At 74.7% G+C, this 17,366-nt stretch carries 13 protein-coding genes and 1 pseudogene; 2 read left to right on the top strand and 12 right to left on the bottom strand.

What is annotated here, in order from left to right:
- Positions 1-516 precede the first annotated feature (516 nt).
- From J4557_RS45280 to J4557_RS45260, 5 genes are read right to left on the bottom strand one after another with little or no spacing between them, the layout of a single operon-like run.
- The gene (locus J4557_RS45280) at positions 517-1,233 is read right to left on the bottom strand and encodes an ABC transporter ATP-binding protein (RefSeq protein ID WP_208273478.1); all 717 of its coding nucleotides are present in this window, start codon (positions 1,231-1,233) and stop codon (positions 517-519) included.
- Complete coding sequence (locus tag J4557_RS45275; RefSeq protein ID WP_208273476.1) at positions 1,230-1,985, bottom strand: ABC transporter ATP-binding protein; 756 nt, start codon at positions 1,983-1,985, stop codon at positions 1,230-1,232. The genes J4557_RS45280 and J4557_RS45275 overlap by 4 nt, the downstream gene beginning before the upstream one ends.
- Positions 1,982-3,028, bottom strand: a complete 1,047-nt coding sequence (locus tag J4557_RS45270; RefSeq protein ID WP_208273474.1) for a branched-chain amino acid ABC transporter permease — start codon at positions 3,026-3,028, stop codon at positions 1,982-1,984. The genes J4557_RS45275 and J4557_RS45270 overlap by 4 nt, the downstream gene beginning before the upstream one ends.
- 2 nt (positions 3,029-3,030) lie before the next feature.
- The gene (locus tag J4557_RS45265) at positions 3,031-3,918 is read right to left on the bottom strand and encodes a branched-chain amino acid ABC transporter permease (RefSeq protein WP_208273472.1); all 888 of its coding nucleotides are present in this window, start codon (positions 3,916-3,918) and stop codon (positions 3,031-3,033) included.
- Positions 3,915-5,147, bottom strand: a complete 1,233-nt coding sequence (locus J4557_RS45260; RefSeq protein WP_208273470.1) for an amino acid ABC transporter substrate-binding protein — start codon at positions 5,145-5,147, stop codon at positions 3,915-3,917. Before J4557_RS45260 ends, J4557_RS45265 begins: the two co-directional genes overlap by 4 nt.
- Before the next feature lie 200 nt (positions 5,148-5,347).
- Between J4557_RS45260 and J4557_RS45255 the strand changes: the two genes are divergently transcribed.
- Both J4557_RS45255 and J4557_RS45250 read left to right on the top strand, forming a co-directional pair.
- On the top strand, positions 5,348-6,061 hold the full coding sequence (locus J4557_RS45255; protein ID WP_208273468.1) for a response regulator transcription factor: 714 nt from the start codon (positions 5,348-5,350) through the stop codon (positions 6,059-6,061).
- Positions 6,062-6,098: 37 nt separating this feature from the next.
- Positions 6,099-7,463 (top strand): annotated as a pseudogene (locus J4557_RS45250) (sensor histidine kinase); the annotation flags it as partial.
- Positions 7,464-7,506: 43 nt separating this feature from the next.
- On the opposite strand, the gene J4557_RS50460 reads toward J4557_RS45250, so the two are convergent.
- From J4557_RS50460 to J4557_RS52030, 7 genes are all read right to left on the bottom strand, one after another.
- Positions 7,507-8,457 (bottom strand): TAXI family TRAP transporter solute-binding subunit, encoded by a 951-nt coding sequence (locus tag J4557_RS50460; protein WP_307800581.1) that lies wholly within the window; start codon positions 8,455-8,457, stop codon positions 7,507-7,509.
- 102 nt (positions 8,458-8,559) lie between these two features.
- Complete coding sequence (locus J4557_RS45245; protein ID WP_208273465.1) at positions 8,560-11,790, bottom strand: FG-GAP-like repeat-containing protein; 3,231 nt, start codon at positions 11,788-11,790, stop codon at positions 8,560-8,562.
- Between the two features lie 125 nt (positions 11,791-11,915).
- The gene (locus tag J4557_RS45240) at positions 11,916-12,710 is read right to left on the bottom strand and encodes an ABC transporter permease (RefSeq protein WP_208273463.1); all 795 of its coding nucleotides are present in this window, start codon (positions 12,708-12,710) and stop codon (positions 11,916-11,918) included.
- Positions 12,707-14,245, bottom strand: coding sequence for an ABC transporter permease subunit (locus J4557_RS45235; RefSeq protein WP_208273461.1), 1,539 nt, complete (start codon positions 14,243-14,245; stop codon positions 12,707-12,709). The genes J4557_RS45240 and J4557_RS45235 overlap by 4 nt, the downstream gene beginning before the upstream one ends.
- Entirely contained in the window at positions 14,242-15,168 is a 927-nt protein-coding gene (locus J4557_RS45230) for an ABC transporter ATP-binding protein (RefSeq protein ID WP_208273459.1), read from the bottom strand. The genes J4557_RS45235 and J4557_RS45230 overlap by 4 nt, the downstream gene beginning before the upstream one ends.
- Positions 15,169-15,262: 94 nt before the next feature.
- Entirely contained in the window at positions 15,263-15,946 is a 684-nt protein-coding gene (locus tag J4557_RS45225; RefSeq protein ID WP_208273457.1) for a response regulator, read from the bottom strand.
- Positions 15,943-17,253, bottom strand: a complete 1,311-nt coding sequence (locus tag J4557_RS52030; RefSeq protein ID WP_208273455.1) for a sensor histidine kinase — start codon at positions 17,251-17,253, stop codon at positions 15,943-15,945. Before J4557_RS52030 ends, J4557_RS45225 begins: the two co-directional genes overlap by 4 nt.
- Positions 17,254-17,366: the final 113 nt, after the last annotated feature.

Here is a 17,366-nt window from a genome sequence, read left to right as displayed (position 1 = left end):
GTGATCTGGTCGGGCGCCTCCGGCGGGCTTCCCCGTCGGTCACACATCCACAACAGGTTCAAGGGGCCCCATATTTCGCAAAGCACGCCCCAAGCACCCGCCCCACCTGCAAAGAGCGCCCAAAACCTCGCAAACGCAAGGGCTCAGGCCCACTTCTCCCGACCCAAAAAAAGTTCGGGAGGATCTCCAGCGGGCCGGGATCCGGACATGTGGATCATCTTCCGAGTGGCCCAGGCCACGGGCTGCGCAGGGGTTTCGCCTTGTCCCAGGCCCCTGGTGAGGCCTTTGGGATGGCCGGGAGCAGCCCTGGGACAGGCCCTGGCGGGCCCTTTGGGCAGGCGGAGCCGCGGCCCACGCCAAGCACCCTGGCAGGCCCTCGGGGACGGCCTGGGCTCCGTCCCCCGCCGGCCCTGGGCCCGGCCTTTGCAGAAGGGGCCCCTACGGAAGGGGAACGTAAAGCGGGGCGCGCTCCGGCGTTCCGGTGCGCGCCCCGCTTCACGGCAGAGGTTCCCTCGGTCAGGAGACGGGCTCCGCGGGCGGGTCCCCGCCCAGGTAGGCGCTGCGCATGCGCGGGTCGGCGGCCAGCTCGGCGGCCGTCCCGGACAGCCCGATCCGGCCGAGCTCCAGCACGTAGCCGCGGTCGGCGACCTCCAGGGCGGCGCCCGCGTCCTGCTCGACCAGCAGGACGCCCGTCCCGGTCCCGGCGATCCCGGCGAGCCGCTCCAGGATCTCGTCCACGACCAGCGGGGCCAGCCCGAGGGACAGCTCGTCGATGAGCAGCAGCCGCGGCCGGCCCATCAGGGCCCGCGCGATGGCGCACATCTGCTGCTCGCCGCCGGACATGCTGCCCGCGACCTGGTTCAGCCGGTCGGCGAGCCGGGGGAAGAGCTCCAGGACCGGGCCGAGATCGCCGTTCCTGGGGACCCAGCCGCCCAGCCGCAGGTTGTCCCGGACGGTCAGCCCCGGGAACAGGCGGCGGCCCTCCGGGACGTGCGCGACCCCGGCCGCGGCGACGTCCTCGACGGCCACGCCGATCAGCTCGCGGCCGGCCACCCGGACCGACCCGCTCCGATCCGGGATCATCGCGGTGACGGCCCGCAGCAGCGTGGACTTCCCGGCGCCGTTCGGGCCGACGAGCGCGACGATCTCCCCCTCGTCCACCGACAGCGACACCTCGTGCAGCACCCGCACCCGGCCGTAGCCCGCGGTGAGCCGGTCGATCTCGAGCATCATGAGCCGCTCTTCCTCGTGTACCGGTGGCCGAGATACGCCTCGATGACCCGTTCGTCGCCCAGCACCTCGTCCGGCGGGCCCTGGGTGAGGACCGCGCCGTGGTGCAGCACGAGGACCTCGTCGGAGACGGCCGCGATCGCCTGGATGATGTGCTCGATGACCAGCAGGGTGAGGCCCTCGCCGCGCAGCTCGTCGATGAGCCGGAGCGCCGGGTCGATCTCGGCGGGCCGCAGCCCGGCCAGGACCTCGTCCAGCAGCAGCACCCGCGGCCGCAGCGCCAGCGCCTTGGCCAGCTCGAGGCGGCGGGCGTCGGCGACCGGCAGCTCGGCGGGCGGCAGCTCGCCCTTGCCGCCGAGGCCGACCCGCTCCAGCACCTCCTCGGCCTCCCGGCGGGCGCGGGCGCGGGAGCGGATCCGGGCCGGGCCGAACATCACCGCGACCGTCACGTTGTCGGCGACGGTGAGCCCGCGGAACGGCTTGACGATCTGGAAGGTCCGCGCCACGCCGGCCTGCGCGATCCGCCACGGCCGGGCCCCGGTGAGGTCGGCGTCGCCGATCATGACCGCGCCCGCGGTCGGCCGGAGATGGCCGCTGATCAGGTTGACGAGGGTGCTCTTGCCCGCCCCGTTCGGGCCGATCACGCCGAGGACGCGCCCGGCGGGCACCGCCAGGTCGACGTCGGAGACCGCCATCAGGCCGCCGAACCGGCGCTGCAGCCCTTGCACCCGCAGGACGGGGGTGTCGCCGCTCAAAGCCGGTACCTCCGTACGTTGGACAGCAGGGAGAAGTCCCGGGTGCGCACCGCGTCCCGGGCGAAGTTGACCACCCCCTGGGGCAGCAGGACCACCGCGATGATGATCAGTGCGCCGAGGGTGAGGTCGTGCGCCTCGGGCAGGTGCTGCCGCAGGTACTCCGAGGCGATCGCGATGCCGGCGGCGCCGAGGATCGGCCCGAGCACGGTGCCGGCCCCGCCGAGCACCACCATCACGATCATCAGGACGGTGATGTCCACGTCGAACAGCCGCTGCGGGTAGATCGTGACCTGCTGGAACGCGTAGGCGGCGCCGGCCGCGCCGGTGAGCGCGGCGGAGACGGCGAACGCGGCCGTCTTGGCCACGGTGGTGTTGACGCCCATCGCGGCGGCGGCGTCCTCGTCCTGGTTGACGGCGCGCAGCGCATAGCCGGTGCGGCTGCGCGCGATCAGCGCCACGACGACCGCCGACACCACGGCGATGCCGAGGAACAGCAGGTAGAAGCCGTCGTTCCCGAGCCATGGGGTGACGGCCCGGCCGCCGGTGGACGGGATCGTCGCGCCGGATCCGCCGCCGGTCCAGCGGGGCACGTTGGTGACGAGCTCCCGCAGGCCCTCGGCGACGCCGAGGGTCGCGACCGCGAAGTAGTGGCCCTTGAGCCGCAGCAGCGGCAGCCCGATCAGGGCCGCGAACAGGGCCGCAACGACGGCCGCGGCCGGCAGCGCGATCCAGAACGACAGCCTCGCGTGGGCCATGAGGACGACGGCCGTGTAGGCGCCGAGGCCGAAGAAGCCGACCTGCCCGAAGCAGGCGTAGCCGGTGTAGCCGCCGATGAGGTTCCACGCCGCGGCGAGCGCGACGAACATGAAGACCGTCGTGACGGTCCGCTCCTGGCCCGAGTAGAGCTGGCTCTGCAGGCCGAGGCAGCCGAGGACCAGGACGAGCCCGCCTCCCCACGGCCACCAGGCGGGCAGGCGCGGGCGGCGGCCGCGGGCCGCCCCGGCGGTCTCCTTCGCCGGCGCGGCGGTGCTGGATTCGGCCATCGTCACACCTCGACCCGGGAGGCGTAGAAGGCCCGGCCGGCGATGCCCTGGGGCCGCACGGCGAGCACGATCACCAGGACGGCGAACGCGACGGCGTTGACGAGGGTGCCGGGCAGCAACTGCCCGCCCCACGCCTCGACGAGGCCGAGCACCATCCCGCCGATCAGCGCGCCGTACATGTTGCCGAGCCCGCCGAGGACGGCGGCGACGAAGCTGAACAAGGTGAAGCGGCCCGCGTCGGCGGGGCTGAAGGTGCCGACCGCGCTGACCGCGGCGCCGGCCGCGCCCGCCATCGCGGCGGCGAGACCGAAGGTGAGCGCGTACACGTGCCGGGCGCGGATGCCCATTAGCCGCGCCGCGCCGCGGTCCATGCCGGTGGCGAGGATGGCCAGGCCGGTGCGGGTCCGCCGCATCACCATGACGAGGGCCAGCGTGAGCAGCAGCGCCACGACCGCCGCCAGCAGCCGCCCGAGCGGCACCCGGACGCCCGCGAGCAGGGCGAACCCGTCCGCGGCGTAGCCGGTGGTCACCGAGCGGTAGTCGCCGGAGTACGCCAGGATGAGGCCGTTGACCAGCAGCAGGTTCAGCCCAAAGGTGAGCAGCAGGGTGATGAAGATCGGCGCCTTGACCACCAGGTTGATCAGCCAGCGCTGCACCAGGTAGCCGGCGGCGAACAGGGCGGCGGCGGCCGGGACCATCGCGGCGAAGGGGTCGAGCCCGATCCGCCGGTTCAGTTCGAAGGCCAGGTACGCGCCGACGAGGACGAACGACCCGTGCGCCAGATTGATCACGTTCATCACCCCCCACACCAGGGAGAAGCCGACGGCGACCAGTGCGAGCAGGCCGCCCTGGAGCACCCCGTACACGGTCGCCTGCAGGAACTGGCTCATGACCGCTTCCCGGTGCCCGGCCAGATCATCGGGGCCTCGGCGGCCGCCTTGGGCCAGACGGTGACGGGCCTGCCCTTCTGCACCTGGATGACCTGCATGGTCTTGGTCAGGTTCTGGCCCTCGGCGGTGAACTTCAGCGGCCCGAAGAAGGTCGGCTCGTCCAGCGCGGCGAGCGCGTCCCGCACCTTGTCGGGGTCGGTGCTCCCGGCCTTCTCCACGGCGTCGACCAGCGCGATGCACGCGGCCGTCGCCTCGGCGCCGTGGTACTCGGGGGCGCGGCCGCCGAACGCGGCGGCGAACTGCTGGCCGTAGTCGGCGGCCGTGCCGATCCACTTGTCCTTGCCCGCGGTCCTGTCGGTCCACTGGGTGGAGCCGAGCACGTTCTCGGCGTCGGCGCCGAGCGACTTCGCGAAGTCGGGGGTGGGCGGCGCGACGGTCTCGGCGAAGCCGCCGGACGGCGTGACGCCGAGCTCCCTGGCCTGCTTGATGATCGCGATGCCCTCGGCGACGTGCACCGAGCCGACGACGACATCCGGCCTCATCGGCTTGATCTTGGTGAGCGCGGCGGACACGTCGGAGGTGCCGCTCGGGAAGTACTCGGTGGCCACGACCGTGAACCCGAGCTTGCGGGCCTCGTCGGCGCCGGACTGGGCCACGGTCTTGGAGAACCCGTCGTCGGCGGACAGGAACGCCATCGTGCGCGGCTTCGGGTCGGCCATCTCCGCGATGGCCTGCACCATGGACGCGGCGTAGGAGTGCGCCGGGGACAGCGCGGCGAAGGTGCGCCGGTACCCCTTCTGGAAGATCTTGTCGTCGGCGCCGGAGCTGTCGGCCATCACCTGGCCGTTGCGCTCGATCACGGCGGCGGCGGCCTCGGTGGTCGCCGAGCCGTACGGGCCGAGGATCAGCTTGATCCCCTTGTCGTTGAACTGGTCGACGAGCTGGGCGGCGGTGTCCGGCTTGGAGGTGTCGTCCTGGTACTTGATGTCGAGCTTGAGGTGCTTGCCGCCGGCCGCGACGCCGCCCTTGGCGTTCACCGCCTTCTTGCAGAGCTCGTAGCCCTCCTTGGTGAGGCCGCCCTCGCGGGCCAGCGACCCGGTCAGCGACAGCGACGCGCCGATCGTCAGCGCGTCCGCGTCGCCGCCGCTCTGCCGCTCGCCCTTCGATCCGCAGCCGGCCGCGATCAGCGCCACCGCGGCGGCCAGCGCCGCCGCCTTCCTGGTTCGCATCGGAATCGCCTGTTCCTCTCGGTCCGGGACGGCCGGCCATCCGCCCCGTCGAAGGCGCGACCCGGGGACGCGGTGCGCGCCCTTGCCGGGAAGGTAGGCGCGCGGCGGGCCGGGGCCGGAGAGCGGAGCGGCAAATTTGAGGAACTTCTAGGATCTGCCCGGTAGGCAGCGCACGCCCGACTTCTTACGCTGTCCCCACCATGCGAATCCTTCTCGTCGACGACGACGACCGGTTCGCCGACGCGCTCACGGTGGCACTGCGCCGGCAGGGCTTCGAGGTGCGCCGGGCCGCGACCGGGGCGGCGGCGCTGGACGCGCCGCCCGCCGATCTGGTGCTGCTGGACCTCGGCCTGCCGGACCTGGACGGCATCGAGGTGTGCCGGCGGCTGCGCGCCGGCGGCGACGTCGCGATCATCGCGGTCACCGCGCGGGGCGAGGAGCGGGACCGGGTGCTCGGGCTGCGCACCGGCGCCGACGACTACCTGGTCAAGCCGTTCGGGGTCGCCGAGCTGGCCGCCCGGATCGACGCGGTGATGCGCCGGGTCAGGCCGGTCGTGCGGCCGGTGGTGGTGGCCGCGGGCGGGCTGCGGGTCGACACGGCGCGGCGCGAGGTCACCGCGGCGGACGGGTCGCCGGTCGCGCTCACCCGCAAGGAGTTCGAGCTGCTCGCCGCGCTCGCCCGGCAGCCCGGCCTGGTCGTCACCCGCGAGCGGCTGCTGATCGAGGTGTGGAACAACGTGTGGCCGGGGGCGCGCCGCACCCTGGACGTGCACATCGCGACGCTGCGCGCCAAGCTCGGCGACCCGGCGCTGATCAGGACGGTGCACGGGGTCGGCTACCGGCTGGCCACCGACGACGAGCCGGCCCGGCGGGCCGCGGCCGCCCGCACGGGCGGGGCGGCGACGGACCCGTGACGGCGCCCCGGCCGCACCGGGCCGGGAGGTGAGCGGCATGCTGCGCCGCATGCTCGTGCTCTACGCGTCCCTGCTGCTGGTGGTGCTCACCGCGCTGGAGGTGCCGCTGGCGGTCGCGTTCGCGGGCCGCCAGACGCAGAACCTGTTCATCGACCAGCTCAACGACACCGCCCGGTTCGCGTCCCTGGCCGAGCCCGCGCTGCGCAGCGGCGAGACGGTGGCGCTGAGGGCGGAGCTCAGCCGCTACGACGCCCTCTACGGGATCATCGCCGCCGTGGTCGACCGCGACGGCGACGTCGTGCTGTCGTCGCGGGCGGGGGCCGACATCGGCCGGCGGGCGGGGGCGCGGCTGCGCGACGCCCTGTCCGGCGAGCGCTCCGACGTGGACGAGGTGGTGTGGCCGTGGCGGCGGGACCCGCTGGTCGTGGCGGAGCCGGTGGGGCTCGGCGGCCGGGTCGTCGCCGCGGTCGTCACCATAGCCCCGACGACGCGGGTGCGGGCCCGGACGGTGCGGCGGTGGTCGGAGCTGGCCGCCGCCGGCCTCGGCGCGCTGCTGGTGTTCGGGCTGGCGGCCGTCCCGCTCGCCCGCTGGTTCCTGCGCCCGGTCCGCGAGCTCGACGTGGCGACCGGGGAGCTGTCGGCGGGCCAGTGGCAGGCGCGGGTCCCGGTGACGACGGGGCCAGCGGAGCTGCGGCGCCTCGGCGAGCACTTCAACGAGATGGTCGCGGCGCTCGGGCACGTCCTGGAGCAGCAGCGGTCGTTCGTCTCCTACGCCGGGCACCAGATGCGCAACCCGCTGGCGGCGCTGCGGCTGCGGGTGGACAACCTCGCGCCGCACGTGCCGCCGGACGGGGAGGGCGACCTGGCGCTGGCCGTCGACGAGGTCACCCGGCTGGGCCGGATCCTGGACGGCATCCTGGCGCTGGCGCGCGCCGAGGGCGGCAACTACCCGATCAGCGTGGTCGACTGCGGGCGGGTGGCGCGGGAGCAGGTGGACGCGCGGCGGCACGCCTCCCCGGGCGTGCGGATCCGCTGCCGGGGCGCGGCGCACGCGGCCGCGTACGCGGTGCAGGGCGGCGTCGGCCAGATCCTGGAGGCGCTCATCGACAACGCCGTCAAGTTCGCGGGGCAGGGGGCGACCGTCACCGTCACGGTGTCGCGGCCGCGCGTGCTCCCTGACGCGCCGGACGACCCGGTGGTCGCCATCGACGTGGTGGACGACGGCCCCGGGTTGCCGGAGCCGGACCTGGCCCACGCCGCGCAGCGGTTCTGGCGCGGCGCCGGCCAGCAGAACGTGGACGGCACCGGGCTGGGGCTGAGCATCGTCGGCGCGCTCGCGGAGGCGTCCGGCGGGCGGATGGTGCTGATGCCGGCGCGGCCGCACGGCCTGCATGTCCGGGTCGTCCTGCCGGCGGCGGCGGGCACGGGGCCGCGGCCCGGCCCGCTCATCCCTCGCCCTTGGTCTCCCGGTAGTAGCGGATCGCCCCGGGATGGAGCGGCAGCGGATACGTCGACACCGCCGATCTCCGGTCCAGGTAGAGCGCCGCGGGGTGGGCCGCCGCGAGGTCGTCCCGCCGGGTGAACAGCAGCCGGGTCAGCGCGTAGGCCCGGTCGTCCGGCATCGAGGCGTTGACGACCAGGTAGTTCGGGACGCCGATGGTCTGCACGGGCGCGTCGAGGCCGTACGTCGAGGCGAGGATCGACTGCTCCTCGTAGAACGCCCGGTACTTCCTGCGGAGCGGGGCGGCGTAGTCGGCCAGCCCGACGATCCTGATGGGCATCTGCTTCGCCAGCTCCACGATCTGCGGGATCGGCAGCCCGCCGGAGAAGAAGAAGGCGTCGAGGCGGCCCGCGCGCAGCGCGGCGGCCGCGTCCACGAGCTGCGTCCGGCTCGCCCGCACGTCCTTGGCCGGGTCGAGCCGGGCGACCGTGAGCAGCCGGGTGGCGATGAGCTCGGTGCCGGACCCGTCCGCTCCGAGGGACACCCGTTTGCCGCGCAGGTCGGTGAGCCTGCGGATGGCGCTGTCCGCCGCGACGACGAGGTAGGTGTAGTTCTCGTAGAGGCGGGCCAGGGCGACGACCGGCTCCTGCCTGGTGAAGGGCGGCCGTCCCTCGAACGCCAGTTCCGCGGAGTCGGCGAGGGTGAACGCGACGTCGGCGCGTCCGGTGGACACCAGCCGCAGGTTCTCCAGCGAGGCGGCGGTGGCCAGCACCTGGGGGCGCGCGCCCGGCAGGTGCGCCGCCGCGGCTCGCGCGATCCCCTGGCCGTAGGCGTAGTAGACCGCCTTCCGGCCGCCCGCCGCGATGACGAGGCGCCACGGCCGCGCCGGGCCGCCGCCGCATCCGGACACCGTGGACAGCAGCACCACCGCGACCACGGCCATGACCCATCTCACAGCGGCTAACCGTACGCTGCCGCCGGGCCCGGAGAACATCCTCTGCGCCGCGAAAGTGCATGTCAGCCGCGTCCGGTCGGCCTGTTCCGCCGTGGGCGCCTGTCAGCGGAGCTGTCCGTAACGGCCCGTGCGCTGATCGTCGTGGTGGTAGGTCGGCCACTCGACGGCGTCCGCTCTGCCCTGGGTCCTCCAGGCGAACAGGTAGCCCTCGCGGGTGGTGGCGACCAGGTCCGTCCGCCCGTCGCCGTCGAGATCCCCGGCGGACGGGGACCAGATCGTCCACCCGCCGGTGAACAGGGGGAAGCCGGCGGCCTGGCCGGTCCACGTGAAGGCGTGCAGGGTGGAGGTGTCGCCGCCGCCGATCACCTCGGCGCGGCCGTCGCCGGTGACGTCCGCGACGATCGGGGAGCCGAGGAAGGCGAGGCCGGTGCGGCGCTGCGGGAAGCCCGGCACGGGCAGGGCCGTGGCGGCGTCGTAGCCGCGCTGGTAGTTGCCGATCGGCTGCCCGCTGCCGGGGAACAGCAGGGCGGCGACCAGGGACGCCGCGCCGGAGCCGCCCTCCGTGTAGCCGAGCCGCCCGAGCGGGCCGAACCGCCCGAACGCGCCGGACGTGGTGAAGGAGAGCGGGACGTCGGCGGGCAGGTGGCCGCCGAGCACGGCGGACGGGTCCAGGGCGGGGTTGGCGAGCGGCCCGTAGTCGCGGAGGATCCTGCCGGTCCCGGAGATCAGGTAGGTGGGGCCGAAGGAGGGGCCGGTGGCCACCTCGTCCTTGCCGTCGCCGTCCACGTCGGCCGTGACGGGCTGGTTGACGCCCTCGGTGATGAACTCCTGCGCGCTGCCGTAGAACGTCATGACCGAGGCCATCCGGACGGGCCAGCCGGCGACGGGGGCGCCGTCCGCGTGGTAGGCGAACGCGTAGTTCGCGCCGTAGAACTGCTCTCCCCCGCCCTTGCTGTCCGACAGCTGGGAGCGGACGACGATCTCCGGTCGGCCGTCGCCGTCGAGATCGGCGACCGCCGGGGTGCCGGGCAGCTTGTGGTCGTCGATCCGGATGTATCCGTCGGGCGGCCCGTTGCCCGTACGCACCTCGACGGGCCATCCGGGCAGGTCGGAGCCGTCCGGGCGCCAGGCGTGGACGCGGCCGTCCCAGCCGGCCTGGACGATGTCGAGCCCGCCGTCGCCGTCGAGGTCCACGAGGACGGGCGAGGCGGTCGCACCCTGGACCGGCAGCCGCGTGTACTTCAGGGCGGGGCGCGGGACCGGGGGCGGCGCCACGCCCGCGTCGAGGGTCTTCGGCCAGCCGGGCAGGAGCCGTCCGGACGCGTCGAAGACATAGGTACGGCCGGTCGTGCTGGTCGCGACCACCTCCCGGTGGCCGTCGTGGGTCAGGTCACCGACCGCGACGGGCGCCACGACCGGCTCGTGGCCCGGGTCGATGCCCGGATACGCGTGCTGCGGGACGGTCGGCCGCGTGGTGGCGGGCCAGCCGGGCAGCTCCTTTCCGGACGCGCCGTCGAGCGCGTGGACGCGGCCGTCGCCGTCGGCGTAGACGATCGCCTTCCGCCCCTGGAGCTCGGTGATCGCGGGCTGGCTCTCGTTGCCGACGCCGAGTCGCCTGGGGAATCCGGTGCGCAGCGCGGGATCGTGGTGGACGGCGATCGCGCGCCGCTCTTCGGCCATGCGCCCGGACGCGTCCCACACGCGGAGCCGCAGCGTGACCGTGTACTGCTCGCTGGCCGAGAGGGCCTTGTCGTCCGACAGCCTGTACTGCGCCTCCCACACCGACTTCGGAACCTGCGAGAGGTCGAGCGTGCCGATGCGGCCGTCATGGGGCGACGCCCCCGAGCCGGAGCCGGCGCTTCGGAAGGCGGCGGCGGACGGCTCGATGCCCGGCGCCCAGTCCAGCTCGTACCGGTACCCGGACGAGCGCGGCGCGGCGACGTACCCGGTGACGTCGACGGACCTGGTGGACGCCGGATCGTAGAGCGAGTACCAGTCGGGGCCGGTGATCGCGCCGACGGGCGGGACGTTCCCGTCCTTCACGGCCTGCATGGCCTTGGCGACGTTCGGCCGCCCGTACCCGTACTGCCGGTCCCACCCGGGCCTGCCGGGCCAGGGCAGGGACGGGTCGTCGATGTCGGAGGCCGTCGCCCGCAGCACCTGGACGGCCTCCTCGTTCGTCAGCGGCCGTCCGATCTGGATCCCGTACGACAGCAGCAGCCCGAACACCCCGCCGGTCGTCGGCGTCGACTCCGACGTCGATCCGCCCTGCGTGGCGACGGAGAACATCGCCTTGGCGCCGAACGACGTCTCGTCCGAGCGCGTCCGGTAGGTGGTGGTCAGCGTGTTGGCGAGGGGGTCGGGGACCCCGGCCGTGTTCGGGACGAGGCCGTTGCCGGGGATGACGTGCGGCCAGAACATGCCGCCCTGGTGGTCGGTGGAGTCGAAGTCGTTGCTCGACTCGACCATGACGACGCCGTCCCGCCACAGCTTCTCGACCGTCTGCCGCATGTAGGAGGAGTAGCCGAGGTCCGCCGTCGTGCTGACGATCACCTTCGCGCCCATGTGCGCCGCGTACAGCCACGCCTGCGCCAGGTCGTCCGTCCGGTCGAGGGCCTCCTGGCCCGCGCGGACGGGCAGGATCCGGCAGCGCGGGCACACCCCGGCGCCCTGCACGCCGTTGTTCGTCTGCGCGGCCATCGTCTTCATCTGGCCGTTCGCGTGCCCGTAGGTGGAGTCGTAGGTGGCGGGGTCGTTCTGGCGCTCGTAGAAGTCCCAGCCGGAGATGTCGTCGGTGAAGCCGTTGCCGTCGTCGTCCTTGCCGTTGGAGAAGGCGGCGATCAGGTCCTCGGGGTCGATGCGCCCGTTGCCGTTGGCGTCCTTCACCCGGGGGTCGGCGGCGTAGTCGGCGGCGGTGACCACGCCGTCGCCGTCCTTGTCGTACGTGGACGACCCTTCGGGCTCGGGCAGCTCGCCGGTGTTGAGGAACACCTTGTCGGCCAGTTCGGCGGCGTCGCCGTTGTGCCAGTTGATCCCGCCCTCGACGTAGGCGATCACGACGTCCGGCGATCCGATGGTGTATTCGCGCCACGCCTTGTCGACCGACATCCCGGACGCGTTCTCCGGGTCCCTGGCGTTCGGCGCGCACTTCGGCATGAAGGAGTAGAGCGCGTGCTGCTCCCCGTTGACGCCGTTCCCGCAGCCCGGTACCTCGGCGCTCGCGTAGCCCGGATCGTCCGGCGGCGACGCGGGGAACCCGCCGTCCGCGAACGCGGCGGGAGCCCAGGCCAGCAGGCCCGCCATGAGGATCGCCACCACCGGTCGCATGCGCATACCAGGCTCCCGCCGTCACCACGAGCACAGAACCCGAATGTCTCTCACCTTCTCCCCCGCGCCTACTCACCTCGATGCCACAAGAATGTTCACCCCGGTCCGGCCCCGTCGTCCGGTCGGCCGGGTCAGGCGTCGCGGGCGCGCAGCAGGACGGTCCCGGCGAGAAGGGCCGCGGCGGCCCACGCGGCGAGGACCGCGAGGCCCTTCGACGGGGAGATCGGAAGGTCGCCGATGCCGGTGGTGGCCTGAACGGCCAGCCCCGCGGGCATCGGCGCGATCTTCTCCAGGCGCCGCTGCCACGCCGGGTCGCCGATGACGTGGATGACGATCGGGAAGAGGTACAGCAGGCCGAGGACGGTGCCGATGGCGGCGGCCGAGTCCCGGACGGCGGCCGCCACCCCGAGCGCGAGCAGCGCGACCAGCACGAGATAGAGGACGGACCCCGCGGCGGCGCGCAGCGTCGGCCCGTCGGCGAGCGAGATCGGCGGGCGGCCGTTCGCGACCGTGAACCCGTTCCCGGGCAGGACGAGCCGCCCGGCCAGCAGGGACGCCGGGACCGCGACGGCCCCGGCGGCCAGGACGGTTCCGGCGAGCACGGTGCCCTTCGCGGCGAGGACGGCGGCCCGGCGCGGGACCGCGGTGAACGTCGTCCGGATCATCCCGGTGCCGTACTCGTTGCCGATGGCCAGGACGGCCAGGATCGCGACGGCCGCCTGGCCGAGCATCACCCCGGTCAGGCTGATCCGCGTGACGTCCGGGGCGCAGTCGGGCGGCGCGCAGCGGGCGGAGCCGTCCGCGCCCGCGCCGAGCGCGACCGTCGAGGCGATCGCGGCGAGCAGGAGCCAGGCGGGGCCCGCCTCGGTGCGGAGCTTCGTCCACTCCGCGTGGAGCGCCCGCCCGAACGATCGTGGCCGTGTCATGCGTCCCTCCGGCGGAGCAGATGGGCGGCGGCGGCGAGCGCGACGGCGGTGTAGGCGCACAGCACCGCGAAGCCCGCCCAGGGCGGCAGCGGGAAGTAGCCGCTGGACGGCGTGTAGACGGTATCGACCTGCGGGTACCGGACCAGGGTCTGCTGGATCGCGAAGCCGGCGGCCGGGGTGACGCGCAGCAGCCACGCCGACGGCCCGTCCGGCAGCATCCCGCCCGTGGCCAGGACGTAGGGCAGGACGAGCACCGCGACGATGATCGTGACGGCCGCCGCGCCGCGCCGGATCAGCGTCGCGACGGCGAGCGCGAGGACGGACGCGACCGCGAACAGCAGCGCGGTCCCGGCCACCACGCGCGCCTGGGTCCACGCGGACGCCGGCAGGACGAAGAAGCCGTGGCCGCGGGCCCGCATGGTGGCGAGCGGGATGGCGACGGCGGCGGCGACCAGCCCGGTCAGGAACGCCGAGAGGCCGATGACCAGCGCCTTCGCGGCCAGCACGCGCCCGCGGCGCGGGCTCGCGGCGAAGGTGAGCCGGATCAGGCCGCGCCGGTACTCGGCGGAGGCGAACAGCGCCCCGACGACGGCCGTCAGCAGGATGCCGGCGAACGCGCCGACGAGCAGGTTCTCGACGGCGTAGCCGGTGCCGAGCGCCGGGCCGCCGACGATCGGGGCGATGTCGCCGGCGCCCGTCACGGTGAGGCCCCGCCCGGACTCGGTGAACCCGCCGTGGAGCGTGTCGGTGTAGCTGCCGGACGTTCCGGCGCTTCCCACCTGCCCGCCCTTCCAGGCGCCGGGCGTCCAGCCGCCGGTCAGGACGGCCGTCCCGAACGTCGCGGTCGCGACGGCGGGGTCGAAGGTCGCGCCGTGCGAGGTCGGGGCCATGTCCATGGGGGACGCGACGAAGGCGCCGGCCCGCACCTCGGTCGCGAGGCCGGGCAGCCGGACGGAGCCCACCCGCGTCCAGCGCGCGCCGTCGGCGGAGCCGTAGCCGGTGACCGTCTCGCCGGACCGGACGAGCCGCAGCCACCGCGCGGACGCGACCGCGCGCGGGGCGGCGGTGTCGTGCACGTAGTCGTGCTGCATCCGCACGCCGTGGCCGCCGGTCACCATGATCGCCGCGTAGTGCGAGCCGGGCCGCAGCCCGTCCTTGACGATGATCCCGGCCTTCGCCCACGGCTCGACGCCGCGCCGCATGTCCGGGCCCGCGCTGATCATGCCGGTCAGCGACGTCACCGGGACCGTGATCGAGCCGTCGCCCCGCAGCGTCCGGTGGACGAAGTAGAAGGCGTCGTTCACCGCCCGTCCGTCCGGCCCCCTCGGGATGGCGTCCGGCCGGTGGTTCAGCGTGGGGCCCGCCGTGGCGAGGATCCCGATCAGCACGGTGACGAGGGCGGCGACGGCGATGCCGATGACCCAGCCCCGGACGGTCCGGAACTTGGTCCACTCGGCGCGCAGGACCCGCGCGAAGCCGTCGAGGGCGCGGCGCCGGTCCGTCCGCGGCGGCGGCGGCGGGAGGACCGCGGTCACGACGCCGCCCGCTCTGCGGCACCGAACTCGACGGCGTCGCGCGTCAGCTCCATGTAGGCCTCTTCGAGCGTCGCGCGGTGCGCGGCGACCTCGGAGAACGGCACCGACGCGCCGCCCAGCAGCCGGACGATCTCCTCGGCGCCCGGCCCGGAGACGGTGAGCGTCTCGGCACCGTCCACGGTCACGGTGGCGCCCGCGCTCGCCAGCACCGTCATCGCCCGCGCTCGGGCGGACGTGCGGAGCGTGACCCGGCCGCGCGACGCCGCCGCGAGCAGCTCGGCGACGCTCGCGTCCGCGACGACCCTGCCGCGCCCGGCCACGACGAGATGGCCGGCGGTGTCCTGCAGCTCGCTCATCAGATGGCTGGACACCAGGACCGCGCGGCCCTCGGCGGCCAGCGACGCCAGGAACCCCCGCATCCACCGGATCCCGTCCGGGTCGAGCCCGTTGAACGGCTCGTCCAGCATGAGGATCGGCGGGTCGGCCAGCAGCGCCGCCGCGATCCCGAGCCGCTGCCGCATGCCGAGCGAGAAGCCGCCCGCCCTGCGCCGGGCCGCGCCGTCCAGCCCGACCCGGCCGATCACCTCGTCGACGCGGCCGGCGCCGAGGCCCTGCGAGTGCGCCAGCCACAGCAGGTGGTTGCGGGCGGTGCGGCTCGGCTGGAGCGCGGCGGCGTCGAGCAGCGCGCCGAGGTGCCGGAGCGGGTCCCGCAGGCTGCGGTACGGGCGGCCCCCGACGAGCGCGCGGCCTTCGTCGGGCGCGTCCAGGCCGAGGATCACCCGCATCGTGGTGGACTTCCCCGCCCCGTTGGGCCCGACGAACCCGGTCACCTCCCCGGGCCGGACGGCGAACGACATGCCGTCCAGCGCGAGGGCGCGGCCGAAGCGCTTGCGCAGGCCGTCGACTTCGATGGTCGATTCCATGCCGGAAGCGTAGATAGCGGACGGCGTCCCGGTCGTCACGGCGCCGAGCGATCCTCGTCCCCCGCGCCAGGGAGCCCCGCGTCCCTCCTGAGAGCTACGCCTTGGAGCCCGGGACGACGAGGCCGGTCTCGTAGGCGACGATCACGGCCTGCGTCCGGTCGCGCAGCGCCAGCTTGGTGAGGATGCGGCTGACGTGCGTCTTCACGGTCTCCTCCGTGACGACCAGGCGGGCCGCGACCTCCGCGTTGGACAGGCCGTCCGCGACGAGCCGCAGCACCTGCTTCTCCCGCGGCGTCAGCACGTCCAGCGTGGTCGCGGGAAGGCCGGCCGGCCGGGGCTTGAGCAGGGTGAACTCGTCGATGAGCCGGCGGGTGACGGCCGGCGCGAGCAGCGCGTCCCCGGCCGCGACGACCCGGACGGCGTCGAAGAGCCGCTCGGCGGTGACGTCCTTGAGCAGGAACCCGCCCGCGCCGGCGCGCAGCGCGTCGTAGACGTACTCGTCCAGGTCGAACGTGGTGAGGATCAGCACGCGCGGCCGGTCCGCGCCGGACGCGACGATCCGCCGGGTCGCCTCGATGCCGTCCGTCCCGGGCATCCGGACGTCCATCAGCACCACGTCGGGCGACAGCTCCGCGCAGACCCGGACGGCCTCGTCGCCGTCCTCGGCCGTCCCGGCGACGGTGAAGCCGGGCTGGGCGTCCAGCAGCGTCGCGAAGCCGGTGCGCACCACCGGGTGGTCGTCGGCGACGACGATGCTGATCGTTGGCGGTTCGCTCATCGTGGTCCTTCCGGTGCCGCGGGCGGGTCCGTCCCAGCGGGAAGGCCCGTGCCGGCGGGGAGGCGGGCCTCGACAAGGTAGCCGCCGCCCGCGGCCGGGCCGGTGCGGACCTCGCCGCGGACGGCCGCGGCGCGTTCGCGCATGCCGAGCAGCCCGTGCCCGCCGGAGGCCCGCGGGCCGGGGGCCGGGGAGGCGGGGGCGCCGGGGCCGTTGTCGCGGACCCGCACCCGCAGCGCGTCGGCGGTGTAGTGCAGCTCGACGTCGACGGCGGCGCCGGGCGCGTGCCGGCGCGCGTTGGTCAGGGACTCCTGGACGATCCGGTACGCGGCCAGCTCCACGCCGGGGTCGAGCGGGTCCGGCGTCCCGTGCACGATCAGCCGGGCCGCCGCGCCGGAGACGTCGCGGACCTCGTCGAGCAGGTCGAGGAGCTGCACGAGCCCCGGCTGCGGCCGCCGCTCCGCGGCCGGGCGCGCGTTCCGCGCCTCGGGCCGCCGGGTGTCCTCGCGCAGCACGCCGAGGAGCCGCCGCATCTCCGTCAGCGCCGCCCGTGCCGTGTCGCCGATGTCCAGCAGCCGCTTCGCGCCCGCCTCGGGCATGCCGGGGGTGGCGAGCCGGGCCGTCTCCGCCTGCACCGCGATCATGGAGATGTGGTGCGCGACGACGTCGTGCAGCTCGCGGGCGATGCGGGCGCGCTCGCCGCGCGCGGTGTTCTCCAGCAGCGTCCCGGCCATCGCCCGCCGGGCGGCGGTGCTCTCCCGCGCCTCGGCCCGCGCCCGCCGGACCGCGCCGGCCAGCGCGGCGACCGGCACCAGCGAGGCGAGCAGCACCGCCCGGACCCGGACCTCCGCCGTTCCGGGGCCCGCGAGCGCCAGCACGGGGAACGGCAGCCCGATGACCAGGGCGGCGAGATGCGCCCCGGACCGTCCCGCACGGTGGGCGGCGGCCAGCAGCGCGGCCGAGCCCGCGACGGTCGCCGCGTGGACGAGGCCGAGCGAGACCGCGTTCGCGGCCGAGACGGCGAACGCCGCGACCGCCGGGCGCGGAAGAGCGGCGGGCAGTGTCGCGCACAGGCACAGCAGCACCATGAGCGCGACGAAGGGGACGCGCACGCCGCCGTGGCCGTCCCGCGCGCCCGGCATGTCCATCACCAGCCGCGCGACCGGGCCGCGGCCGTCCAGCAGCAGCCCGGCGGCCGACTCCGCGAGCGCCAGGACGGCGAGGCAGGCCGCCGCCACCGGCAGCGGGGGTCCGGCGGCCCGCACCGTCCTGCCGGCCCGTCCGTCGCGCCGGGCGCCCGCGCGGTCCACAGGTCCACAGGCGCATTATGCAGCACCCTCGGGCGGCGACGCCGGTTCCCGGGGTGCGGGGGACGGGCGCGCTAGATTGGAACAGGTAGTGCTGGTTCGCGTTTCGCGGTGTG

The sequence above is a fragment of the Actinomadura nitritigenes genome, assembly GCF_017573545.1.
Lineage (GTDB): Bacteria > Actinomycetota > Actinomycetes > Streptosporangiales > Streptosporangiaceae > Spirillospora > Spirillospora nitritigenes.
The sequence above is the reverse complement of the archived record's forward strand: the minus strand, read 5'-3'. Positions and strand labels throughout refer to the sequence as shown.